Genomic DNA, 22,401 nt, shown 5'->3' on the forward strand with positions numbered 1-22,401 from the left:
TGGTATGTCTAACAATTGGGGTGCAGTTCAGATGGCTTCGGGTGGTTTTCCCGTGTTTTTGACTGTTTTTTCAACCACAAAAAAATTATTATTTCTCTCCAAAAATTTGAGTGTCGCCAGTAGCATTGTTTAAATTAGTTGTCCATTTTTATGGTGAATTCAAAACCAGTCAGCTTTGTATTGTAGGGTGTTTTAGTTTCTTGAAAGACTAATTTTGTTTTAGACAAGTGGTCTGGTAAAGGCGGCGATACAATAAAAGTAAATGAGGTATGTCCTCCCGAGCCGCCTCCTCCTTCATTTCGGCAGTCGTATTCCGTCCCTTCTCCATCGTCCACGGTAAGGCTAAACCAGTTATGGTCCAAAAAATCCCTCGGGTTTTCATCGGAATCATCCCGATCAATCGTAAGGTGAACCACACTGGCATTTTGGAATTGACGGACAAATGTTACCGTGTAAAATAAATCATCCTTTTCAAATGATTTTAAGATCGGAATATTTTTAACAAACCCTTCTGGCTCTACAATAGGTTTAAATAATTCCTCGTTATAAAAATGGCCAAAAACGCCATTTAAGAAGAGCTCATATAAATCATATTTTTTTGACCACTTGTTGATAAGCTGTTCGGTTGGAAAACCAGGATTATTGTTTGTAAGGTCTTTCCGCTGCTTGATAAGCTTGCATATTTGCTCATCAATGTCCTCAATTCGACTATCATAATGTTCTGTTGGTGGTTCAAATCCCATTCGTTTCATATTTTCCGCCTCCTTATATATGTTTGTTTAAGGCTCGCTTTATATCAAAAAAACCTACAGTTCCACAAATCAAAACCCCTAAGGCCAAAATTACGGTAAAAAACCAATTATCTCCCCAACTTACCACTACACTATACAAACAAGCCAATGCCGTGATGGACGCAGCGTATTTCGATCTCCACTTTTTCAGTTTATGAGATTTTCCATTATTCATATTTCACCTACAAATCCTTTAATGCTACAACTTCTCCGGTTGAAGCATTCACTCCAAACTGGCAGTCGAATTTTCCGCACAAAACATATTGTTTTCTATCGAAGTCATAAACATAATAAGGATTTAGTTCAAACTGATCATTCAGTTTTTCATATGCTTCTTCTTTCGAAATCATGATTGGGCCGGGAGCTTGGAATTGGTCATACATTTCCAGCATCGGCTTATTATCCATATAATTTACCGCTCTAAGGGTCTTTGCATCAATGATGATCATGAGTTTCCTTTGAAACACATGCTGACTTTGTTTATTTGCTCTTAAAATAGCATGAATGTATCCTTTTTCACGATGAAGTGTTTTTAGCATCCATTTACCTGTATCATTTGGATATTCCTGGCGTAAAAAGTCTTTAACTTCGCTTATACATTTCTCCTGCTCTGCTTTTGTGATGGGAGATGAATCGGGTGATGGTTCCAAAGAAAATGCCTGGTCTTCCGAAATATCCTTCATCCATTTTATTTCTTTTCTGTCAAACGGTCGATCTAACGGTTCATCCCAATGAATGGTTTTGTTGATTTTTAGATATGAATTTACATCCGCAATGATTTCAAATGGAATCGTTGATGCCCCATCATTTTCAACATAGATCTCTTCCAAGGCATATATAGGAATTAATCTTTCCTGTTCAAATGAAGGAAAATGAAGCAATTTCAATTGTCCTCTAGCTATGTGTTCTATTTTTCCAAGGGAAAGTGAATAGTTTTCTTCCCTAATCCATTCTCTTACAGGAAATTGGCCATAGGCAGAGAAAGAGGTGAGCTTCCCTTCCAAATCAAATTTAACTTCAATAGACCCTGAAGGAGAAAACGGAACACCATTATAGCATCCGATAAATTGAAGTTCTCCTTCCTCCTCTTTATGTAATTGAAATTGTTTCCCATATTTCAATCCTGTTTCTTGTTCAATCCATTTTATTATTGCCTTTGTATCCAGATTGGCAAACGTAATCCCATCTTTGGCATAGGTCTTGCCCAACACAAATATAGCACTCTCAAACTTACGGGTATTCACATTGATCTCAATACTTGCTGTACCTTCAGGGTTTGAGTCATCATCCTCATGTACAGTTTCATGCTTCGGAAACCACTCCATACTAAGCGTATAGCTGGTTTCATTGAAGATGTTAACATTGCGATAAAGACGATGACGTTGTAAGTAGTAGTTGCTTAACCCAAACTTTATCTTTGTAAATTCAATTAATTCTTGTATTCTTCTATCCACTTGCCTATCTCCTCCTAAATTTTGGGTATGCAGCCGTTAAGGAAGGTTGTTAATTTTCTCTTTTGATATTAGTAACAACCAATAAGATAATGACAATTCATGTTGTATACAATAAAGTTAACTGGAAATTCCTTCTACCTCTAATCCTATCATCCAAAAAGAAAATACGCCATGAATCCGTAGAGAGCTTCTTGTTGTTTTTCTTTTTCTTTTTCTTTTTCTTTTTGCCCACCTATCGTATAACGATACGTGAACGAGTCGTCAAGCTTATTACCTCTAATAATTAGATAAATCATTTTCCTGCCTTTCCCCTGGGCTCATCTCATCAAAAATATGTAACCAAAATATACAACCCTGTCCTTTTCTCCCCAAAAACTGTATATAGAGGGTGAGAGGAGGTGAGGGACTCATGGCACAGGGATTATTAGAAGGCACTAAGCTTCGCTTGGTGTTTGAAGCAGGGTTGGACGACCTTGGCAAACCAATCTACAAATCCAAGACGTTTAGCAATGTGATGAAGGATGTGACGGTGGATCAGTTATTCCAGGCATCGCAGGCGATTGCCTCTTTATGCAACGACCCGCTAAACAAAACAGAACGTAACGACAGCACTGAAATCACCGCTTAATTCTGAAGCCGATGATTAATCTGGTGCCCACCCGTCAAAGCGGCGGCCGGCATCACAAAGGAGGTGAATAACATGGCAAAAACATTGGAATTGCAATTTGGCACTGAGCTGGGCAAAACCGCCCGCCTTTCCTTGGACAATCCGAAGGAACCAATTGACGAAGCAGCCGTCAAGCAGGCGATGGAGCAAATCATTGCAGCGGCGGTTTTCACATCGGCCGGTGGCAGATACGTGGAGGCCAAAGGCGCCCGTGTCATCGATCGCAATATCGTAGAATATGAGATTGTTTAATGAGCGGAGGCAGTAACACGTTTAACCAACTTAAATGTTACAGTTATTCCAATAAATATTTTTTAAACGATCCATTTGAGTAGGAAACATTTCTTTATCACAGCATCAACCTAGTAAGGAATTTCTTATGATTCTTTTTAATTAAAGAGTTACTTTTTTTCAGCTTACAAAAACAGAAATATTTATTTAATTCCCACTGAAAAAATGCAATAATATGGAAAAGGAAGCAGAGAACCGTCCCCTGCTTCCGATTATGGTGAGGTGAATATATGAATTATCCATACCCAAGACAACGTATCTTTGGCATATTTCTGATTGCAGTTGGTTTCAGTATGGGTTTATCTACTTTCTTTGGGAATGATCAATTCCCGCAGGTTGGAATTTTTATCCTAGGCTATATTGCTAGCTTAATAGGGATTATGTTTAATTCTCGCTTAAGGCGAAAATTAGCAATTGGCAATTCCACCCCGAAACAAGAAAAGGCTTCTAAATTCGCATTAATCTTTGTGTCTTTAGCATGTGGAATCACTGGTTCAGTGTTAAATAGTTCGGGCGATTACCGCTTAATCTGGATGCTCATTTTATTATTTGTAGGGCTTCATTTTATTCCATTTACCGTTGTTCATGGAAAATTCGCCTTATTTTTAGGTATATTCACCACTTTAAATGCATGTTTCGGGCTTTTATTACCAAATGTATCATTTTATGTTTTTGGAGCCATCGATAGTATCATCAAAATAGTATTCGGAATTTTATTAATTAAATACAGTCCTAATAGGCTAAGTATTGACTATGCCCAAACTGTTATTAACAAATAGTAGAATTCCATTTAGTAAAAAAATGGTACGGCCGTTTGACTACGAAGCCGTACCGTTTTCGAATAGAAGCTGCGGATTATTTCATTTTAAAAGGAACTGCGTTGTTCTACACTTCTTTCCACAATTCCCACCATATCAGCCTCGGCACCGAGACTAAAATTTATGAAGACACCCTGTCCCCCTCCGGCACCAATGGCCGAAATAAAAATATTATTGTTTTGACCTACTACAGTCAGGCTCAAACTTGCTCTGTTTCCATTCCTCATAAAATATTTATCATAAACTCTAACAGCAACTTTCGTGTCTCCCATTGTGTAGTTGCTTTCATCAACTAATTTCATACTTATTCCGCTATTACCAATATCGTGTTCCAAATGATGAATCACTTCCTCAAATTGACCAATAATTGTCTTTTCATATTTTGCCATGCTTACTTCGGCCTCCCCAACATTATTTTCTTCCGAAAAACCCAACACTCCTTATAATAATTTTTGAACTCTTATATCATCAGGATATTTTTCGGCTAGAATTTTATATAATTCATTTTGAATTTCTTTATAGTTGATAAAGTCCTCTTTAAATAATAATTCATAGCCCGCAATTGGATCGTTAGAGTTAATCTTTCGGACAGCCTCTGCATATTTCGCTGCATAGTCTCCTGAAGATTGATTTTTCGCTACAAGTTGTTCTGCCTCTTCCGCATAAATTAATGATTTATGCGGGTTGGACAAAAGATATAACTCGGAGAGTAAATGCAGTTGATAATCCTTTCTATCGACTTCCAATGTTTTGATTGCTTCTTCAAATTTGCCTTGCTTTACATAGGTATGTAGTAAGAAGTCGGCAGCGAAAGTATTTTTTGGATCGATTCGGAGAATATCCAAATAGATTGTCTCAGCTGTAGCGAAATCACCCTTTTTTCCAGCTTCCGCAGCTTGTTCTATTAAGCTATCAACACGTTTCTTTTCTTCCATAAATGATCCTTGGAACTCCTCAAAACTTTTGCCTGTAACCTTTTGAAATGCGGCATAAAATGAATGATCTTTTGCTGCGAGCAACAGTTCTGGAATTACTTTAGTTCCATGTCCTAGAACAAGTTCCCGAACGGCTATATAGCTTTGGAGATACGGATCATAACTCCCTTGCCTTGCGTGTTGAAAGTCTGCATTCGAATCAAGTTTTTTTAAGTCAAGTAACACATCAGGAACAATATCCACATTGGTATCCGAGTACCCAAAGAATTCACCTATCCCCTCATGAAACCATGCGGGAATACTGTTTATAGAAATATTATTTTTGCTTAAAAATTGGTGGGTTCGATAATGGGCATATTCATGATAAAAGGTATGTTCAAATTCTGATTCTTGGATTAGTTTAGGTCCCAGGATATGGATTGATTGATTGTTATTTTGAAAAAATCCTACTGATTTTTCAAACCCTGAATTGAATGTTGGTATTTTTCTATTTTCATAAATGATAATGGTAAAAGAATCGGAGAATTTTCGGCCAAACAATTGATCCGCTTCTTCTTTTACTTGAGGATAATAACTTTGCAGATTTGGGATGGATCCTTCTCCACCTTTAGGATATTTAATCGTAAGACCATCTACTTTTTCGGTAAGCAGATTATCCTCGTACCCAAGGGGAATAAACAAATTAGCAAGCACAAGTGTTTTTTCCTTAAACCCCAAATTCGATTGGGATATTTCTTTTTCTAATAATAGGTTAACGAGCGCCAGTCCGCTTATATATAACAGAAAAATAACGGAGAAAAGCAACAAACCAAGGGCCCCGATCCGGCTCTTAATATATAAAAAATTAATTTTCCCGGTAATCATTCCAAAAATGCTGATAGTTAGAAGAACCATTATTAACACATTGATACCGAGGGCAATGATAATACCCGTGAAGCCATTTTGTGTCATAATCACGATAAAAACTAGACCTAGTAAACTTATGAACAAACAAAGAAATAAAAGAAATTGCGCGATTTTTTTCATGGGGGCTCCTTTTATATTTATCAAAATCCCTGCTACCACTCATATTAACATAATATCCCAATTATTTTTAAAAAAGTTTTAGAGACTTAACCCGATAAGAAGCAGAGAACCTTCCCCTGCTTCCTTTATATTTAAATTCCATTTTTTATATCATATCAACTTGGTTAATATTAAGTCCATCGTAATTTAGATAAGGTTGCCATTGTAGTTCGCTTGTTATGTAACTGTGGGGATAATTTAATAAACGCATTCACAATTATGGAATAATTCGTTATAATTAGTGTAAAATTACACGATGGTTTGTTGGTGAAACCGGTGGAAAATTTTAAACAAATGAGGGGTATTCATGAAAAAAACAGTCATTGGCATTCTACTATTACTATTTCTTATTGTAATATCTTTTAATGTTTTTCAGTATTGGAAAAGTAATAGTCATTCAGAAATAGTATCGGGCTTAAAAGGAAGCATTTATTATACTGAAAGAGTAGATGGAGTACTCACCCTATTCAAATCGGATGCCACACTTCAAAATAAAATACTACTATACAGCCATAAAGGGAAAGGTAAAGACAGTTACGGAGGCCATAATGATAATATTATCGATTTTAATTACGATAAAACCAGTCAAACCATTTATTTTATTGCTATGAATAAGGGTTCCTGGTCCTTGTTTTCCTTAAAGGAAGGAGATGTTCAACCGATTTTGCTGCGGGAAGAGGATATGTTAACCAAAACTGACTATATCCAAAATCAATTTGATCATCTTTCTGTTTCTTCAAGGCAAGGATCCATTTACTCAAAAGAAAATAAAAAGGAAAAGATAATAAAAAAATTCTATGGAATTTATGATGGAAAATTTACCGGGTATGGACCTATTGGTTTTTCACCGGATGGAAAATATTTAGTTTATTATTCGATGGAACATTTAACCCCCTTTGGAACTCTATTAGAAGGTATTTTTAAAAACAAAGTTGGGAACATGTATATAATGGACTTATCAACGATGAAATCGACCAAATATTTAGATGCCTCCCAAATCCAATGGATAATAGACTAGCTGGATGGTTTCCAATTAAATAGCCGAAAATAGGCAAGGAACAAACAAGATCCTGCCTATTTTCGGCTAATTGAATCTATTGAACAAAGTCAACTCGTATCCTTTGCTCGAACAGCTTTAATCATTGCATGGCGAGTTTTTTGCATTATGATGTATATATTTCTAGATTCCCGGAATGAAGAGTGTCATATCCTCCCCATCTACCGTACTTTGCAAAGCATAAACAGGTTGATAAAAACCTTTAGAATCTAGATAGTAGCTTACCTCTATTTTATGGATATGTAAGGTTTTGATCCTTTTATTTTCAGAGAAATATTTAAATTTCCCTTCTAAAATTTCTTTATATGCTTCTTGTTCGCTTTTTATTTCAACATCCCTTACCTTGTCATAGGTTACGAACTGATTGTCAATCCTCTTCACTGTTCCATCACTATAATAATTTACCGATAATGATCCATCTATTAGCTGATTTGCTACTACCCTCTTATTTACCGTCCACTTAAACGTACCAGTTTCGACTTTTTGAAAATATGTATCTTGCGGAAGATCTATCCCAAACTTTGTTAATTCTTCTTTTAAGGTTGATTCATCTGCATCTTTTAATTCTTTATCCTCATCGAAGCTTGAAAAATCTGTGTAACGATAACTTCCATCTAAGTATTTGAACCATATATTATGAGACCTCTCGCGTCCGAACCAATACACCCCTTCATCTTGATAGGAAATAACCTCCATATTCGATGTGTCGAGATGTAATCTTTTAGAAAAATCTTTGACAAATGCATCAGCAGCAGTCTTCGTATAACTTGGTGCTTTATATACAGGAACTGTCATTTTATTATCGTTGAGCTTTACATCCATGGTAACTGTCGCTTTTGACATTTCAGTTTTATGAATAGGCACAATGGAAAGATTGCCAAATTCCTTTAAATGGTAAAACGTAAGTATACCTCCGAATGAGATGGCTACCAGCAATAAAGGCGAAAAACAGATAATTGCTTTCTTTACTTCCTTTTCTTTTATCCTGATGAGGCCCTTGAGTATACCATATCCAATAATTGCACCCAGCAGATTATGAAACAGATCATCCAATTCAAAAATTCCGAATCCCGTTATTAATTGGAAACTTTCAATAGATAGGGTAAATAGCAATGCTGCTCCGAATGTCCAAATAGCTTTTTGAAATCGCGAATGTAATAATGGCAAAAGTATACCAAACGGTACAAACATGAAAATATTTAAAAGCAGAAACTGCCAATTCCTTACCCTAAAGCTGTACCAAGCTTCCCGATAGGAACTAAGAAAAGATAAGTTCATACTCCCCTGAAAATTTGAACCTCTGTTTAAAAAAGTCACTCCAATCACCATGATGACATATCCGGCAAACAATCCTCCAAACAGCAATTGTTTCTTAGGAAGTCTTTTTTTTCCGCCAAAGAATTTCCTGTAAAAAACGAAATATCCTAAAAAGAAAAGAATCCCCAATACAATTACCGAGATTGCCGCAAGAAAAAAATAATCCCTAACAATACTCGTGATTTCTTGTAATCTCATTTTCTATCTCCTTCCACATTTTTCATAACTTTTTCATCATGATGGATGGTCCTTATACCAGTAACAATAGATAGACGATTTTACTTTTGATATAGTTTTAAAAGAATAGGCTCTATTATTATTTATTTTTGCTTTTTTGTATAGGTATGAGAATTAATAAGCGGAGAATTTCCGTTAATGTATATTGTTGAGGCTTAAGAGGCTGAAATAAGCGGAGATTTGCCCTTATTTGGAGCTATTAACCTGAATAATCAAAGATTTTGACAAGATAAGCGGAAAAACTCCGCTTATTTTTAGAGATAAAATAAGGAACTCCCAAAATAACCGGAATTTCTCCGTCTATTTTTTCAAACACAACAAAATCAACACTCAACCATACAGAGCTACCCAACTGCAGGATAATCGGCAATCCGATAATGGATAAAATGAAAAGTACGTAGGAAACGATACTGATGGAAAAGACAATCCAAAAATAAATTCTTTCTTTATGGTAGACCAAATCCTTAGGCGCAGTACCTGGCACTGAAAATCCTTTTTAATAAAAATGGAAGCAGGGACCGTCCCCTGCTTCCTACATACTAATAATTATCAATGAATCCGCCAAGAGAACAAGCTTTAATAATAGGCTCTTTCATAATCCCAGCTATTTCATCCTTTGTCCCATAAACGACAACCCCTAATATTTCTACATCGTCTATTTTTTTATTTTTTAAAGTCCTGAATGCCTTTTGGTGTTCACTGTAAGAACTTGTATCTAGTAATTTTAGGAATTTGTTATATCTATACTCCAAATCATCGGTTGTAATAAAAGGAGTATTTATAGAAAAACCTAAGGCTGCATTTTCCCTAATAAACGTTGCGGACCAGTCGTATTCCTTCGCCTCTTTTTTAAACGTGTTTAATTGGCTATTGCTATAGGTGTTTACCCAAAACCAAGTCATTTCGGGAAGCTTATTGAAAGGTAATTCACTTGGTTTGTATGGCTGATCAAAGGAGAGGGCTACCTCATATATTTTGTCTCCTTGCATCCCTTTAATGAGTTCCTCATCATTTTTATATTTTTTATAAGCAACATTTGGATGGAAAAACAGCATTTCTCTCCAGCCATTTTCTTTATAGGAGAACTGCCAATCCTCTCCTGAAACTCCGATGCTGCCGCCAGCACCTCTTGAAACCAAGACAGATGGAATAAGACCGTATTGATATTGCTTTTGTTCGACGACGACGGATTTAATTTTCATGTCTTTTGCGATTTTATAATGGCTCATCCCTCCTAAAAAACTTCGTGAATCCACTGTTTCACTGATATAGCCATTCGGAGTGCTTAGTCGGACATACGCATCCCATTGCTTAAATGCCTTTTGGCTAAAGTAAATAGAAATAGCGAAATTGGCTATGTTTAAAACAACAAATACGAGTATAGAAACCAAAACTATCGTGATGATTGTCTTCTTTTTGCCTTTTTTTATTGCCTTTTTTATCTTCTTCTCATCAAAAACATCATCTAAATGTTCATTCATGAAGATCCCTCCACTTTTTCTGAAATTCTTTTCTTGCCCGAAATAAGTAAGTCCTAACAGTTTCTTCCTTCATTCCTAGCAATAGGGCGATCTCTTTATAGCTGAGATCAAGTTCATATTTTAATAATAAAAGCTGCTTATAGACTTCTTGAATGCGTTCTAAAGTATGGGCGATTTCATGATTCATTTCGAGACTTAATACGCTAGATTCAGTGTCCTGGTTATTCGTAAATTTATTCCAGAAGTGATCATCATCGATCGAAATAGCTTGTTCTTTTCCTTTTTTCCTTAGCATTTTTTTAAATTCATTCATAGAAATGGCGAAAATATAAGCAAGGGCTTTATCCGAAGGAACACCACTACTATATGCGATATATTTCATATAACTTTCTTGAACTATATCTTCGGCATCTTCATGACTGCAACCATTCTTTTTTAAATAAAAATAAATCATTCTTGCTTGTTTTTTGTATATTTCCAACAAAAGCTGAGAATCCATGGCGCCTCCCTTCTAAAGGCCTTCAATAATAAAGAGTCTTATCTCTAAAAAAAGTGTACAGCAAAACGATAAATTTTTTTGGATTTAAAAAATTAAAAAAGCTACTCTTCGCCTTGAAGAATAGCACAATTAAGTATAGACGTAATTATTGGTTGGTCCATTATCGATAATGGCGACGGGACCTTCTCATTTTCTTTTAAAAAGGATTCTTTTGTATATAATGGATATATAATAAAAAAGAGAAGTGCGGCGAACACTTCTCTCTGCAGCCTCTACCGTCAGGGTGATGAATCATACTTTTTATAGAATAATGCTAACAATTACACCCGAAAGGATGCTAACAAGCGTTGCGCCATATAACAGTTTTAACCCAAAGCGAGCGACCACATTTCCCTGCTGCTCATTCAGACTTTTGACCGCTCCGGTAATAATGCCGATTGATGAGAAGTTGGCGAAGGATACCAAGAATACGGAGAGAATTCCGAGTGTGCGTTCACTGAAGTGATACTTGCCTCCTGATAAATCCAGCATCGCGACAAATTCATTGGTCACCAGCTTCGTTGCCATAATCCCCCCGGCATTCACCGCCTCCTTTAAAGGAATTCCCATAATAAAGGCGAAGGGTGCAAACAGATACCCTAATAACTGCTGGAAAGGAATGCCAAACAGTAATTGGAACACGTGATTGATTCCTGCCATTAAAGCAATAAAGCCAATCAACATGGCCCCTACTATAACTGCTACCTTAAAACCATCAAGGATATACTCACCCAGCATTTCAAAAAAGGACTGTTTTTCCAAATTCTGAATCTCCAAAATATCCTCACTTGGTTTTACCTCGTATGGATTAATGATTGAAGCGATGATGAATCCGCCGAATAAATTTAAAACCAAAGCAGTGACGACATATTTCGGGTCGATCATCGTCATATAAGCCCCAACAATCGACATCGAAACAGTCGACATAGCCGAAGCACAAAGCGTATACATACGCTGCTTTGAAATGAGGCCCAGTTGTTTTTTTACCGTGATGAACACCTCTGATTGCCCGACCATCAACGAAGCCACCGCGTTATACGATTCAAGTTTACCCATGCCATTGACTTTACTTAATAGCAATCCGATTCCCTTCATAAGGAACGGCAGGATTTTTAAATATTGAAGAATTCCAATTAATACTGAAATGAACACGATTGGCAGGAGCACATTTAAGAAGAATGGAGCCTCTCCCACATTCGCCATGCCGCCAAACACAAAGGAAACCCCTTCGTTTGCATATTCAAGAAGTTTGTTGAATATCGTGGAAATCCCTCGGATAATGATGAAGCCAAATTCAGTATTCAACAGCAGCACGGATAAAATAATTTGAATGACAATCATCATAATAATTGGTTTGACTTTTACTTCTTTTCGATTGGAGCTGGCCAGCCAAGCCAAAAGCAGAACAATCAAAATACCTAAAATTGAAACAATATAGCGCATTTTTACCCTCCTGATGCATTAAAACATGATGTACACGCTTTTAATCTAGTTACAGCTGTATGGTAACCTTACACATTTTAAATTGCTTCGTATATTTTGTCCAACATTTATAAAAAAACAACCTGGCATTTTTGACTCAGGGACCTAAATGGGTTCGATTCAAATGTATAAAAAACGTTTATCAGTAATATTGATCAGGAGAGGAAGTATTTGAAGCATGCTAAGGAGCGTTTGATACTGGGGGGCGATGTGGCTGTTTGGCATAGTTGACTTTATTGTATTTAATTCACGCTGCCATGATCGATATTTTCGCTAAGAACATGAAAGGAGAAAAAATTTTGTTTTGAATAAGTTCACCTTCAGGACATGGGTTGTCAAACTGATCCCATGTCCGTAAAAAAGGAATCACCACAAGAATGAAAAATCGGACATTACATGTTATCCAATAATCCCACTTAATTCTTTCGCTATGACCATTCTTCCTTGCTTATTCAGGCATTCAATTGACATGCCTCTTCTTCTGGCTGAATTTTCAATTAACCGTAACTCTTGGTACATCATCTTAGACAGTATTCCTTTTTCAATATTTCTATGTAATTGATAATAAAATCCCGCTAACATCTCTTCAGGAAGGCAATCATAAAGAGATGTTCTATCCGTGAAATGAATTTGCTTATCCTTCAAATGAATAACCTCCATTAATCACAAACCGGCCTTTACTTCATGTTAGCCAATTATAAATTTCCACTATAGTTTTCTCCGGATTGCCATTCCTATTTATATAATACAGAGATGTGTTGCTGTTGCTCAGTTCCTTAATAATTTTTTTATAAAAGGAATGAGCAAATACAGAAGTATTGATAAATACCGCATCCACACGTTTAATTTTTGATATATCTCGATTAATCTCATCTACCTCGATAAACTCAATGGTAGGCAGATGCTGGATTAATTTTTGCTGCCAAGTTGTTGAGCCGCCAAATATAATAATTCTCTTATTTTCAATAAATTCAATCATGGCGTTCAGTGGTGGCGTTTTTTCTAAGTCCATCTGTTCTTCACGGTAGGCGTAATTTCTGAGAGCATGAACCTCATTGGTGTAGTCTTCCATGCTCTGGATTTGCTGCTCCAATTGACGAATTTTCGCCTGGGCCTCCCAGAGTTCGCTCGTCAATCCAGCAATCTCCTGTTGCTGCTTCTTAACAATGCATTCCCACTCTTGCCTCTTCCGCAATAGCTTGGATTCCTGTTCATTGATTTCTATTTCTCTTGATTTCATTTCAAGACAGTAATCATATTTTGAGTGATCCAGATAAAGTTTTTTTGTATCATGATAAAGCGAACCAAGACATTTAAGATAAAGGCATGTGATAAAAAACAAATCCTGGTCTTCTTCCGTAATGTGATTATATTTTTGGGCATAAAGAATTTCCAAAAAGACCATATCCAGATCGTGTTTTGTCAAAGGAATCTGTTCAGTTGCATCCAACTCATGAATGTTCAGCGTTTTTAACCAACCGCCGATGGCTCCAATATATTTTGCCGGTGAATCTTGAAATACCCTTTGCTCTGCCTGGACGGAAGGACAATCGGGATCAGTTGCATAGATTCTTTTTAAGGTATCACTTATCAGATACTCCAACAATTCCCCTAACGAAGTAAATCGGGGATTTTTCGGTATGTTGTATTTTTTATATAGACGAGTAATCTCCTCTTTATGTTTCACCATCATATCCTTAGAAAAAATAACTTTTTGCATGTTAATTTCATTTAAAGTTGTACCCAATACCGATTGAAAGGATTTCCAGGCCACATTCTCTGTATTAAACGGTCGTTTTTCCCGAACACACAAATACCAAAGCACGATATTTTGGTACACCAGCTCAACTTCTTTAACAGTCTCGCTTTTTTTTCTTCTGGAAAAAGTCCGCATAAAATGGTCAAAATCAATGTAAGTATGCTGCTTTAAGTATTGATAAACGAACTTGTATCCCTTTTTAATGAGTGATTGAATTTGGGAAAAATCATTGGTTTGTTCCGACCAGGCTACGATCCCTGCCACTTGTCTAATTTTTTCCTCATTTTGCGTGGAATACATGGAAAACAAAGGATTTCCCTTTAAACCGCTGCTTTTGTATGCCTCATAATATTCCCATTCATTCTTTCGGTACAACGCTTCAATATATGGGTGCAAATAAGAATTTCCACCTAATGCAACGATGAAAAATTGTTTTAACATAATTGATTCCTGCGGAAGATTCTCTATTTGATACGCCATTGCTATTTACCTCATTTTATGGGGATATTTATTTATACTAGATAAGATTATTTCACCATGTATAACTGTGTTAAGTAAATAATACCACAACACTGTTCACAAAACCTTAACAAAACTTAACGAAACCAAACAAAACTCAACGAATTCAGAGTGAGCTCACTGCTTCCGTTCAAAGAAGGTTCATAATAAAGAAGAAACAACTGTGTTAAAATTTAGTTAATAGGTCTGGAAATATCGGGAATGGGGATGAAAAATTGAAAAATGGATGGAATACACTCTATTTGTTCGTGCTTGGCATTATCGCGGTCTACACAGGGGAACTCGTTACGTTTATTATGTTAGGGATTATTTTAATCAGTCTAAATAATATTAATTCAACTTTGAAGGAAATTTTAAAAGCAACAAAAAAATGAAGCATGGGACGAACCCCTTGCTTCGTTTTTTTATCTCAGTAAACGATAAAAATAACATCCCATGCACACTACAGGATAATATTGGAATTATATGAAGTTTTAAGACTATAATAAAGCTGTATTTATGAATTGGACAAGGGGGATAAGCATGGCGACTATCGATTTGCAGAAAAAGACTGTAAAAATTGTCTTAGAAAAAAAGAATCTCGTGAAAGTAACCGCTCGGGTTGGCCTAGTTCTTGATATCACGGGTTCCATGAGAAACTTGTATAAAAATGGAACAGTCCAGAGAGTTGTCGAGAGAATATTAGCAATGGCCGCCCAGTTTGATGATGATGGCGTTTTGGATGTGTGGGTGTATGACAATGAATTTTCTAGATTAAAGCCAGTAACCGAAAGGGATTTTGAAGGCTATGTGAATCGAATTATTCTAGAGAATGATTTAGTCCATAAATTTGGAAGAAATGATGAGCCGCCTGTCATGAAAGACGTATTGAAAAAGTATCTAGAAGAAGAACCTTCGCAAGATCCAGCTTACATTGTATTTATTAATGATGGCGGCTGCAAGAAATCGATTAAACCACTAATTGAAAGGTCCGCTAAGTATCCGATCTTTTGGCAATTTGTCGGCATTGGGAACGGGAATTTTGATTTCTTAAGAACACTCGATACGATGGAAGGCAGAGTAGTGGATAACGCGAATTTCTTCCATATTGATGACATCGATCAAATTTCAGATGACAAGCTTTACGATGCGCTGTTAACTGAATTCCCGATCTGGCTAAAGGAGGCAAGGGAAAAAGGGATTCTGAAAGAGGCAGAACCAAAGGCGCCAACGAACTCCTCACCTGATAAAAAACAAGGATTTTGGAATAGAGTTTTTGGAAGATAGTATCCTGTTTATATTTTCACAAGAATAGAATCTGGGGGTCGATTGTAAATGAAAATGGCGTTTATTTCCGATATTCATGGGAATGCGGTTGCCCTTGATGCGGTCCTTACCGATATTAAGCAACAGGAAGCAGACAAAATTTATGTTTTGGGTGACATTTGCTATCGAGGGCCTGAGCCAAAGCGCTCGCTGGAATTGATTCAGAGTTTAGACACCGAAGTTATCAAAGGAAATGCTGATGAATGGGTAGTCCGTGGCGTTCGCGAAGGGGAAGTACCTGACAAAGCATTGGAATTAATGAATACCGAGCGGCAATGGACAGTTGAACACCTTGACCCTAAGGACCTTCAATATCTTAAAAACCTGCCAACACAATTACACCTAAATGTTGAAGGTGTCGATATTGCTGCCTTCCATGCTACACCCGAAAGTTTATTTGATATCATACTCCCCCATGCCGATGACGACACCATCCTGTCCATGCTAATGAAGCCCGCCGACGCCACAATTTATGTGTACGCCCATATCCATCGGCCATATATTCGCTACATTAACGGAAAAGTGATCATGAATATTGGCAGCGTCGGTTTACCTTTCGATGGTTTAACAAAGGCATCATACGGATTGGTAGAAATCGAACAAGACAATATCCGTACATCCATTCAGCGGGTAAGCTTTGATTTAGATAGGGTTATCCAGCTATATGAAAAAGCAGACTACCCAAATAAAGACATGATGAAAGCCGTTATTCGAAACGCAAAAATCTAACCAGAAACTAAACAAGCATGCCAAAAAGGGAACAGCACAGGCAGCTGTTCCCTTTATAGTATCAGCAGAACCGTTCCCGCCGTGATAACAATCCCACCGATTATCGTATGCTTGGCTGCCTTTTCTTTTAAAACAATGAAACTTAAAATCATCGTCAACACGACGCTGAATTTATCAATCGGTGCGACAACAGAAACCTTTCCCGTCGCTATGGCGGCAAAATAACATAACCACGATAGGCCCGTCGCAACCCCGGACAGAATTAGAAACAAGTATCCCTTCTTCGTAATCTTGTTCAATTCCTTATGCGTTCCTTTGAAAAAGACAATTGCCCAAGCAAATAACAGGATTACGATTGTTCGGAGGAAAGTAGCCAGATTGGAATCAACATCTTCCATCCCAATTTTCGCCAGTATCGAGGTCAAAGCGGCAAAGACCGCCCCAATAATGGCATAGACTATGTAGATTTGCGAGCCGGTGAAGCGTTTCTTTTCTTCATTTTTTCCTATTAGAATAAAGGTTCCGATGGCAATGATCGCCCCTCCTGCCAAAACCAGCGATTTGGCCGGCTCGCCAAGAACCAGGATGGAAAATCCAATCGTCAATACGACACTTGCTTTATCAATAGGAACGACCTTGGACACATCACCGATGGCCAGTGCTCTAAAGAAAAACAACCATGACAAGCCTGTTGCCAAACCGGAAAACAAAATGAACCATAATGCCCTTGTGCTAATCTGCATGACGGAATCCAGTTGGCCGGTGATAATCACGACAATAAATGCCATGATTAAGACAACAATGGTCCTTATTGCCGTAGCCAGGTTAGAATTTACTTTTTCAATGCCGATCTTGGCCAGGATAGCGGTGAACGATGCAAAGACGGCTGCTAATAATGCTAAAATGATACTCATTTAAGTCACTTCCTTTAATAAATATAGAGCAGTTGCTTTTGATAAATTCAGTATATCGTTTTATTTTTAAAATAAACAAATTGACGAATGACAAGGAAAATGTCCTATTCGTTATATTTCCAAAAAATAGATCTCACCATAAAAAAGAACCCTAATCGTAACATTTTATTTTACGATTAGGGTTCTTTTTTCATGTAACTAGCTGCGTACCGGTTGTGTTGCTTTTACCAACGCTGGAGCTTGTTCCTTTACGGTGCTTGGTTTTCTCATAAATAAAGAACAGATTAATGTAAAGACTGAAATTCCCGTAACAAAGTAGAAGGCATATTTTACGCCGGCAGCTAATATTTCGCCCTGACCTGCTTCTGGAGCGCCAGCTGCAAAACTAGTTTGGCCTGCTGTAAGCAGTGTAATGGCAATAGCTGTGCCTGCTGCACCAGCTACTTGGTTCAATGTATTCATGGCAGCTGAGCCATCTGCATACAACTCACGCGGCAATGCATTGAGTCCATTTGTTTGCGCCGGGATGGTTACCATCGTTAACCCGAAGAACAATACCATGAATGCTGCAATGATTTGCCAAGCCGGTGTTGTCGCTGAAATAGTCGCAGCAAACATGATATTTCCAATCAATACAATGATTGAGCCAACGATTGTTAATTTACGCGGCCCAATTTTATCGAACAGTGTGCCGACAATCGGTGACATGATCACGTTAACGGCATTACCAGGAAGCAGCAATAAACCCGCCACTGCGGCACTAAATAATAAAGAACCCTTTAAATACATTGGCAATAAAATACCAACTGATAAAATCACTAAAATGCTTAAGAACATCATCGCTGTTCCTAATGTGAACATGGAGTTACTGAATACACTTAAATTAATCATTGGCTTATCCATTGTCTTTTGACGAACTCCAAATAAGACAAGCGCCATAATTCCTATCAGCAAAGGCACCCATACGATAGGAGTTGTAAAAGGCGCTCCTGCCATAGAAGCCAATCCATAAATTAATCCGCCAAAACCGGCTGTTGATAAAACGATGGATAGACCATCGATTTTAGGTTTCGTAATTTCCCCGACATTTACGATTTTTAATGTGGCTGCAAGAGTCAATATGACATAAAAAGCAGCGCTAATCCAGAAAATATAATGCCAGCCTAATGTACTTATAACGACACCTGAAAGGGTCGGTCCTAAAGCAGGCCCTAATGTAATCACAAGACCCATGATCCCCATGACTACGCCGCGTTTGTGAACCGGAAAAATAATTAATAGAACACTTACCATGACCGGCATGATGATACCTGTTCCGACCGCTTGGACAATTCGGCCAGTTTCCAAGATGACAAAATTTGGAGAAACCGCCGCTAGAACCGCCCCTGCCATTGATATGACAAGTCCCCCAATGACTAATTGGCGAGTACTAAACCATTTCATTAAAAGTGCTGATATCGGCACCAAAATTGCCAATGTTAATAAATATCCTGTTGTCAGCCATTGTGCAGTGGCTGCTTTTATTGAAAATTGCTCCATCACATTTGTTAATGCCATATTTAAGGCAGTCTCGCCGAATAATCCGATAAAGGCCCCCAGCATTAAGATGGCCGCCATTACCTTTGGACTTTTTACTTGAATTTGTGTACTCATTTAAATCTCCTTTTTATTCAATAGACCAGTCTCTGGTTACAAAGTTTATCCATTTTGTAGCACACCCCCGAATACTAACGTTCTCCACTATATCAAAAATTTTTTCGCAATGTCAACCGGGTTGACAATATATTTTTATTTAAGTTGCACTCAGTATTTACCTACAAGCCCCAATCGAGCTTCAATATATCATTGAGTAATTGGAATTTTTCATCGCCAATTTCATCTATAATTTTTTTGATGATGTCCACCTTTATGGACTGGTTTTTTTCGTAGCATTCTTCACCTAGTTCTGTTAACTGAATGCATTTATCCTTTTTGTTATTTTCCAGACTGCTTATTACTACTAACCCCTTTGACTCTAGGCTTTTGATGAATTTATGGGTTGCTTGGCGGGAAATATCCACACTTTTTGTCACATACGAAATAGTTGGCTTACTTTTATAAATCCTTGCCATAATAAACCATTCTGAATTTGATAAATAGATGTCACTGTTATCGTTCCATACTTTTTCAATCATTCTGCGAAGTTGAATATGACGTTCACTTAATAAGTCAATAAAATCTAATTTATGTAAATTCGTTTCCAACGTATTCACCTCATTTTGTCTCTTTGGCTATTACTATACGAAAGCGCTTCAAAATTGTCAACAAAGTTGACATTTTACAAAAATTATGATAAAATTATTTGTAAACTTGGTTAACGACTTATAAGATAGGAGTGATAAAATGTTTCATATTGGAGATGTCATTATCTATTCCGAACATGGCTTATGCGAAATTGAAGATATATGTGAAAAAACCATATATGATGTTACCAGAACGTATTATGTGATGCATCCTTTAGGAGATACAAAATTAACCATCAGCACCCCTGTCGATAGTGATAAAGTTCTGATGCTCGAGTTGTTGAACCGTGACGACGCCATGGAGATTATTGATTCCTTTAAAGAGCCAGGCGCAAAATGGATCGAAGATATTAGACAGCGTAATATGAAATACCACACGGTGGTTAAATCGGGGAATCGCAAGGACATTGCCCAAATTGCCAATACGTTAATGCGGAAAGAACGTGAATTTGGCCAAAATAATAAGAAGCTCTATGATCAGGACCGTAAGCTCTTAAATACCATCCAAACGATATTATTTACCGAACTTGCGACGTCATTAGATACTAATGTTGAAGAGATAAGAAACAGGATCACAAGCGTGATCCTGTAATGGAAGCAGGAGACAGTTCCCCTGCTTCGTCTATTTTCTCAAATGATAAGGTACAGTCGTGATAATAACGTTCCTTCGATACAATAAATAGGCGCGAATCAGTAAACTGGATTGGTTATGAAGAATGTTTTCCCAATTATTCTTTGGAATAAATTGCGGGATTATCACGGTAACCTGATAGTTTGCCTCGCTCGCTTTCTTTTCTACTGTATCAATAAATTTGGTTAATGGATGAATGATACTTCGATAATGGGAGTGTAGTGTCACTAGTCGAATATTGGGCTGCCACTTCTTCCATTTTTCCTCAAACTTCTGTTCATCTTCTCTTTCAAACGCCACATACACTGCAATAATTTGGTCGGGTGACAGGGATTTTGCATAGTTCATCGTATTTTCGACCACATGCGTGATCCCCGCTACAGGTACAATCATGACATTCCCTTCAATTGGCATAACCGGCTCACCCGTGGTAATACTGAGCTGATCTCCCACCGCTTCATAATGTCTGCGGATTCGATGAAAAAGCATAATGATAAGCGGTAAAAAGATCAAGACCGGCCAAACCTGCGGAAATTTTGTTATAAAGAAAATCATCGTGACAGTAAAACTGATCAGTGCCCCGGTCGTATTGATGATAAATTTCGGCAGCCAGCCGGCAGGTTTTTCGCGGAGCCATTTTACCATCATCCCGGATTGCGATAAGGTGAACGGTACAAATACCCCCACCGCATAAAGCGGAATGAGATGCTCAGTTTTTGCTTGGAATGCTGCTATTAGCAAAATCGATGCCAATCCAAGTATAATAATTCCATTTGAGTACCCTAATCGGTCTCCTCTAATCAGGAACATTCGTGGAATGAATTTATCCTTCGCCAGGTTCACCGCCAGTAACGGGAAAGCGGAATAACCAGTGTTTGCGGCCAGAATTAAGATTAAGGCAGTCGTTCCTTGGATAAAGAAGTACATGTAATTCCGCCCAAATACTCCCTCGGCAATTTGCGAAACAACGGTTACCTCTGCTCTTGGTGCAATCCCATAAAAATAGGCTAATGTTACAATACCTGAAAACAGCACCGCAAGCAGGATGCCCATAGCCATTAATGTCTTTGCAGCATTAACAGGGGCAGGTTCTTTGAAATTGGGAATCGCATTAGAGATGGCTTCGACCCCTGTTAACGCTGAGCTTCCTGAAGCAAACGCCCTTAAAAGGATGATCAAACTGACTCCAGCCACAGGGGTTCCAATATGTGAATGCAAATTGGCAGAAACATCTCCTGTCAATACATGCCAAAGACCCACACCAATCAAAATGAACAAGGCGAGCACAAACAGGTATACAGGGTACGCCAATATGGAAGCCGACTCCGTAACCCCTCTTAAATTTAAAATTGTTAGAAATAGGACAAAAGTGACGGCAATCGCGACATTATGGCCATGCAAATTCGGAAAAGCAGAAGTAATCGCATCTGTTCCTGCGGACACACTAACAGCCACTGTCAGGATATAATCGACCAATAACGAGCCGCCGGCCACCAATCCAGGATTCACGCCCAGATTACTTTTTGAAACGACATAAGCCCCCCCGCCGTGAGGGTAGGCATAAATGATTTGGCGATAAGATAAAATAAGCGCAGTCAAGAGAATTAATACGCCCACCGCGATTGGAATTGAATACCATAATGCAGCAGCTCCGATTGAAACGAGAACAATCAAAATTTGTTCCGGGCCGTAAGCCACAGAAGACAGCGCATCCGAAGACAGGATGGCCAATGCCTTTGTCTTATTAATTCGTTGTTCCCCTAATTCATGTGTTTTTAAAGGCCGCCCAATCAGAAAACGTTTGATGAAAGAAAGCATGGTTGATTCACCGTCCAAAAGTTTTATAACTTATTTTCCCCATTTAAAAAGTAAATCCCGATGTTGAAGTATTATTTTTTTGAATAAAAAAAGTGTCCACAAGTCAAACTAAATAGACCTGTAGACACTCTTATTTTATAAGCGTCACAAGTTCCACCTTCCTTCTCATATAACGCTTACGAGGTTAGCTGTCGGATTCGGACCTTGAGTAGCCCTACCTTCAAAAGGATTCACCCCATGGAATAAGGCATAAAGCCTTAACTGGTTCCCCCGCACCAATCGGTTTCAGCGATTTAGAAATATGAAACAAT

General features: G+C 37.7%; 23 protein-coding genes and 1 riboswitch. Of the genes, 8 read left to right on the top strand and 15 right to left on the bottom strand.

The features are described 5' to 3' along the window. Positions 1-134: 134 nt before the first annotated feature. Together M3234_RS08170 and M3234_RS08175 are read right to left on the bottom strand one after the other, a co-directional pair. On the bottom strand, positions 135-752 hold the full coding sequence (locus tag M3234_RS08170) for a hypothetical protein (RefSeq protein WP_262304251.1): 618 nt from the start codon (positions 750-752) through the stop codon (positions 135-137). Between the two features lie 221 nt (positions 753-973). Beyond that, a complete protein-coding gene (locus tag M3234_RS08175; RefSeq protein ID WP_262304252.1) occupies positions 974-2,245 on the bottom strand; it encodes a hypothetical protein in 1,272 nt (423 codons plus the stop codon). Positions 2,246-2,654: 409 nt separating this feature from the next. Between M3234_RS08175 and M3234_RS08180 the strand changes: the two genes are divergently transcribed. The 3 genes from M3234_RS08180 (at position 2,655) to M3234_RS08190 (ending at position 3,982) form a co-directional block, all read left to right on the top strand. Then, complete coding sequence (locus tag M3234_RS08180; protein WP_262304253.1) at positions 2,655-2,873, top strand: DUF1659 domain-containing protein; 219 nt, start codon at positions 2,655-2,657, stop codon at positions 2,871-2,873. A 72-nt stretch (positions 2,874-2,945) separates the two neighbouring features. Continuing rightward, on the top strand, positions 2,946-3,164 hold the full coding sequence (locus M3234_RS08185; protein ID WP_262304254.1) for a DUF2922 domain-containing protein: 219 nt from the start codon (positions 2,946-2,948) through the stop codon (positions 3,162-3,164). Positions 3,165-3,433: 269 nt separating this feature from the next. Further along, on the top strand, positions 3,434-3,982 hold the full coding sequence (locus M3234_RS08190; RefSeq protein ID WP_262304255.1) for a DUF6609 family protein: 549 nt from the start codon (positions 3,434-3,436) through the stop codon (positions 3,980-3,982). An 86-nt stretch (positions 3,983-4,068) separates the two neighbouring features. Here the strand turns inward: M3234_RS08190 and M3234_RS08195 are convergent, their stop codons facing one another. Then, a complete protein-coding gene (locus M3234_RS08195; protein WP_262304256.1) occupies positions 4,069-4,410 on the bottom strand; it encodes a DUF6054 family protein in 342 nt (113 codons plus the stop codon). A gap of 51 nt (positions 4,411-4,461) precedes the next feature. Continuing rightward, positions 4,462-5,649: a hypothetical protein gene (locus M3234_RS08200; RefSeq protein WP_262304257.1), complete on the bottom strand. Its 1,188-nt coding sequence runs from the start codon at positions 5,647-5,649 to the stop codon at positions 4,462-4,464. 679 nt (positions 5,650-6,328) lie between these two features. On the opposite strand from M3234_RS08200, the gene M3234_RS08205 reads away from it, so the two are divergent. Then, on the top strand, positions 6,329-7,039 hold the full coding sequence (locus M3234_RS08205; RefSeq protein ID WP_262304258.1) for a hypothetical protein: 711 nt from the start codon (positions 6,329-6,331) through the stop codon (positions 7,037-7,039). A 162-nt stretch (positions 7,040-7,201) separates the two neighbouring features. Here the strand turns inward: M3234_RS08205 and M3234_RS08210 are convergent, their stop codons facing one another. The 7 genes from M3234_RS08210 to M3234_RS08240 all read right to left on the bottom strand — a co-directional run bounded on the left by M3234_RS08210 (position 7,202) and on the right by M3234_RS08240 (position 14,372). Next, positions 7,202-8,593, bottom strand: coding sequence for a VanZ family protein (locus M3234_RS08210; RefSeq protein ID WP_262304259.1), 1,392 nt, complete (start codon positions 8,591-8,593; stop codon positions 7,202-7,204). A 238-nt stretch (positions 8,594-8,831) separates the two neighbouring features. Continuing rightward, a complete protein-coding gene (locus M3234_RS08215) occupies positions 8,832-9,116 on the bottom strand; it encodes a hypothetical protein (RefSeq protein ID WP_262304260.1) in 285 nt (94 codons plus the stop codon). Between the two features lie 55 nt (positions 9,117-9,171). After that, positions 9,172-10,113: an anti-sigma factor C-terminal domain-containing protein gene (locus M3234_RS08220; RefSeq protein WP_262304261.1), complete on the bottom strand. Its 942-nt coding sequence runs from the start codon at positions 10,111-10,113 to the stop codon at positions 9,172-9,174. After that, positions 10,106-10,612 (bottom strand): RNA polymerase sigma factor, encoded by a 507-nt coding sequence (locus M3234_RS08225; RefSeq protein WP_262304262.1) that lies wholly within the window; start codon positions 10,610-10,612, stop codon positions 10,106-10,108. Before M3234_RS08225 ends, M3234_RS08220 begins: the two co-directional genes overlap by 8 nt. 300 nt (positions 10,613-10,912) lie before the next feature. After that, positions 10,913-12,094 carry a NupC/NupG family nucleoside CNT transporter gene (locus M3234_RS08230; RefSeq protein WP_262304263.1) on the bottom strand — a complete coding sequence of 394 codons (1,182 nt, stop codon included), beginning with the start codon at positions 12,092-12,094 and terminating at the stop codon, positions 10,913-10,915. A gap of 438 nt (positions 12,095-12,532) precedes the next feature. Further along, a complete protein-coding gene (locus M3234_RS08235; protein WP_262304264.1) occupies positions 12,533-12,778 on the bottom strand; it encodes a hypothetical protein in 246 nt (81 codons plus the stop codon). 37 nt (positions 12,779-12,815) lie between these two features. Further along, positions 12,816-14,372 (bottom strand): hypothetical protein, encoded by a 1,557-nt coding sequence (locus M3234_RS08240; RefSeq protein ID WP_262304265.1) that lies wholly within the window; start codon positions 14,370-14,372, stop codon positions 12,816-12,818. A 254-nt stretch (positions 14,373-14,626) separates the two neighbouring features. Here M3234_RS08240 and M3234_RS08245 point away from each other — a divergent pair, with 254 nt between their 5' ends. The 3 genes from M3234_RS08245 (at position 14,627) to M3234_RS08255 (ending at position 16,445) form a co-directional block, all read left to right on the top strand. After that, positions 14,627-14,785 carry a hypothetical protein gene (locus M3234_RS08245; protein WP_172799158.1) on the top strand — a complete coding sequence of 53 codons (159 nt, stop codon included), beginning with the start codon at positions 14,627-14,629 and terminating at the stop codon, positions 14,783-14,785. 148 nt (positions 14,786-14,933) lie between these two features. Then, positions 14,934-15,677 (top strand): vWA domain-containing protein, encoded by a 744-nt coding sequence (locus M3234_RS08250; RefSeq protein ID WP_262304266.1) that lies wholly within the window; start codon positions 14,934-14,936, stop codon positions 15,675-15,677. Between the two features lie 48 nt (positions 15,678-15,725). Beyond that, entirely contained in the window at positions 15,726-16,445 is a 720-nt protein-coding gene (locus tag M3234_RS08255; protein ID WP_262304267.1) for a metallophosphoesterase family protein, read from the top strand. Positions 16,446-16,498: 53 nt separating this feature from the next. Here the strand turns inward: M3234_RS08255 and M3234_RS08260 are convergent, their stop codons facing one another. The 3 genes from M3234_RS08260 to M3234_RS08270 form a co-directional block, all read right to left on the bottom strand. Beyond that, complete coding sequence (locus M3234_RS08260) at positions 16,499-17,359, bottom strand: EamA family transporter (protein WP_262304268.1); 861 nt, start codon at positions 17,357-17,359, stop codon at positions 16,499-16,501. 198 nt (positions 17,360-17,557) lie between these two features. Then, positions 17,558-19,012 (bottom strand): DHA2 family efflux MFS transporter permease subunit, encoded by a 1,455-nt coding sequence (locus M3234_RS08265; protein WP_262304269.1) that lies wholly within the window; start codon positions 19,010-19,012, stop codon positions 17,558-17,560. A gap of 161 nt (positions 19,013-19,173) precedes the next feature. Beyond that, a complete protein-coding gene (locus tag M3234_RS08270) occupies positions 19,174-19,602 on the bottom strand; it encodes a helix-turn-helix domain-containing protein (protein ID WP_262304270.1) in 429 nt (142 codons plus the stop codon). 139 nt (positions 19,603-19,741) lie between these two features. Here M3234_RS08270 and M3234_RS08275 point away from each other — a divergent pair, with 139 nt between their 5' ends. After that, the gene (locus M3234_RS08275) at positions 19,742-20,233 is read left to right on the top strand and encodes a CarD family transcriptional regulator (RefSeq protein WP_262304271.1); all 492 of its coding nucleotides are present in this window, start codon (positions 19,742-19,744) and stop codon (positions 20,231-20,233) included. 30 nt (positions 20,234-20,263) lie between these two features. On the opposite strand, the gene M3234_RS08280 is transcribed toward M3234_RS08275, so the two are convergent. Next, complete coding sequence (locus tag M3234_RS08280; protein ID WP_262304272.1) at positions 20,264-22,090, bottom strand: APC family permease; 1,827 nt, start codon at positions 22,088-22,090, stop codon at positions 20,264-20,266. Positions 22,091-22,247: 157 nt separating this feature from the next. Continuing rightward, a riboswitch (cyclic di-AMP (ydaO/yuaA leader) is annotated at positions 22,248-22,391 on the bottom strand. Positions 22,392-22,401 lie beyond the last annotated feature (10 nt).

This window comes from Neobacillus niacini, from assembly GCF_023715785.1.
Lineage (GTDB): Bacteria > Bacillota > Bacilli > Bacillales > Cytobacillaceae > Neobacillus > Neobacillus niacini_E.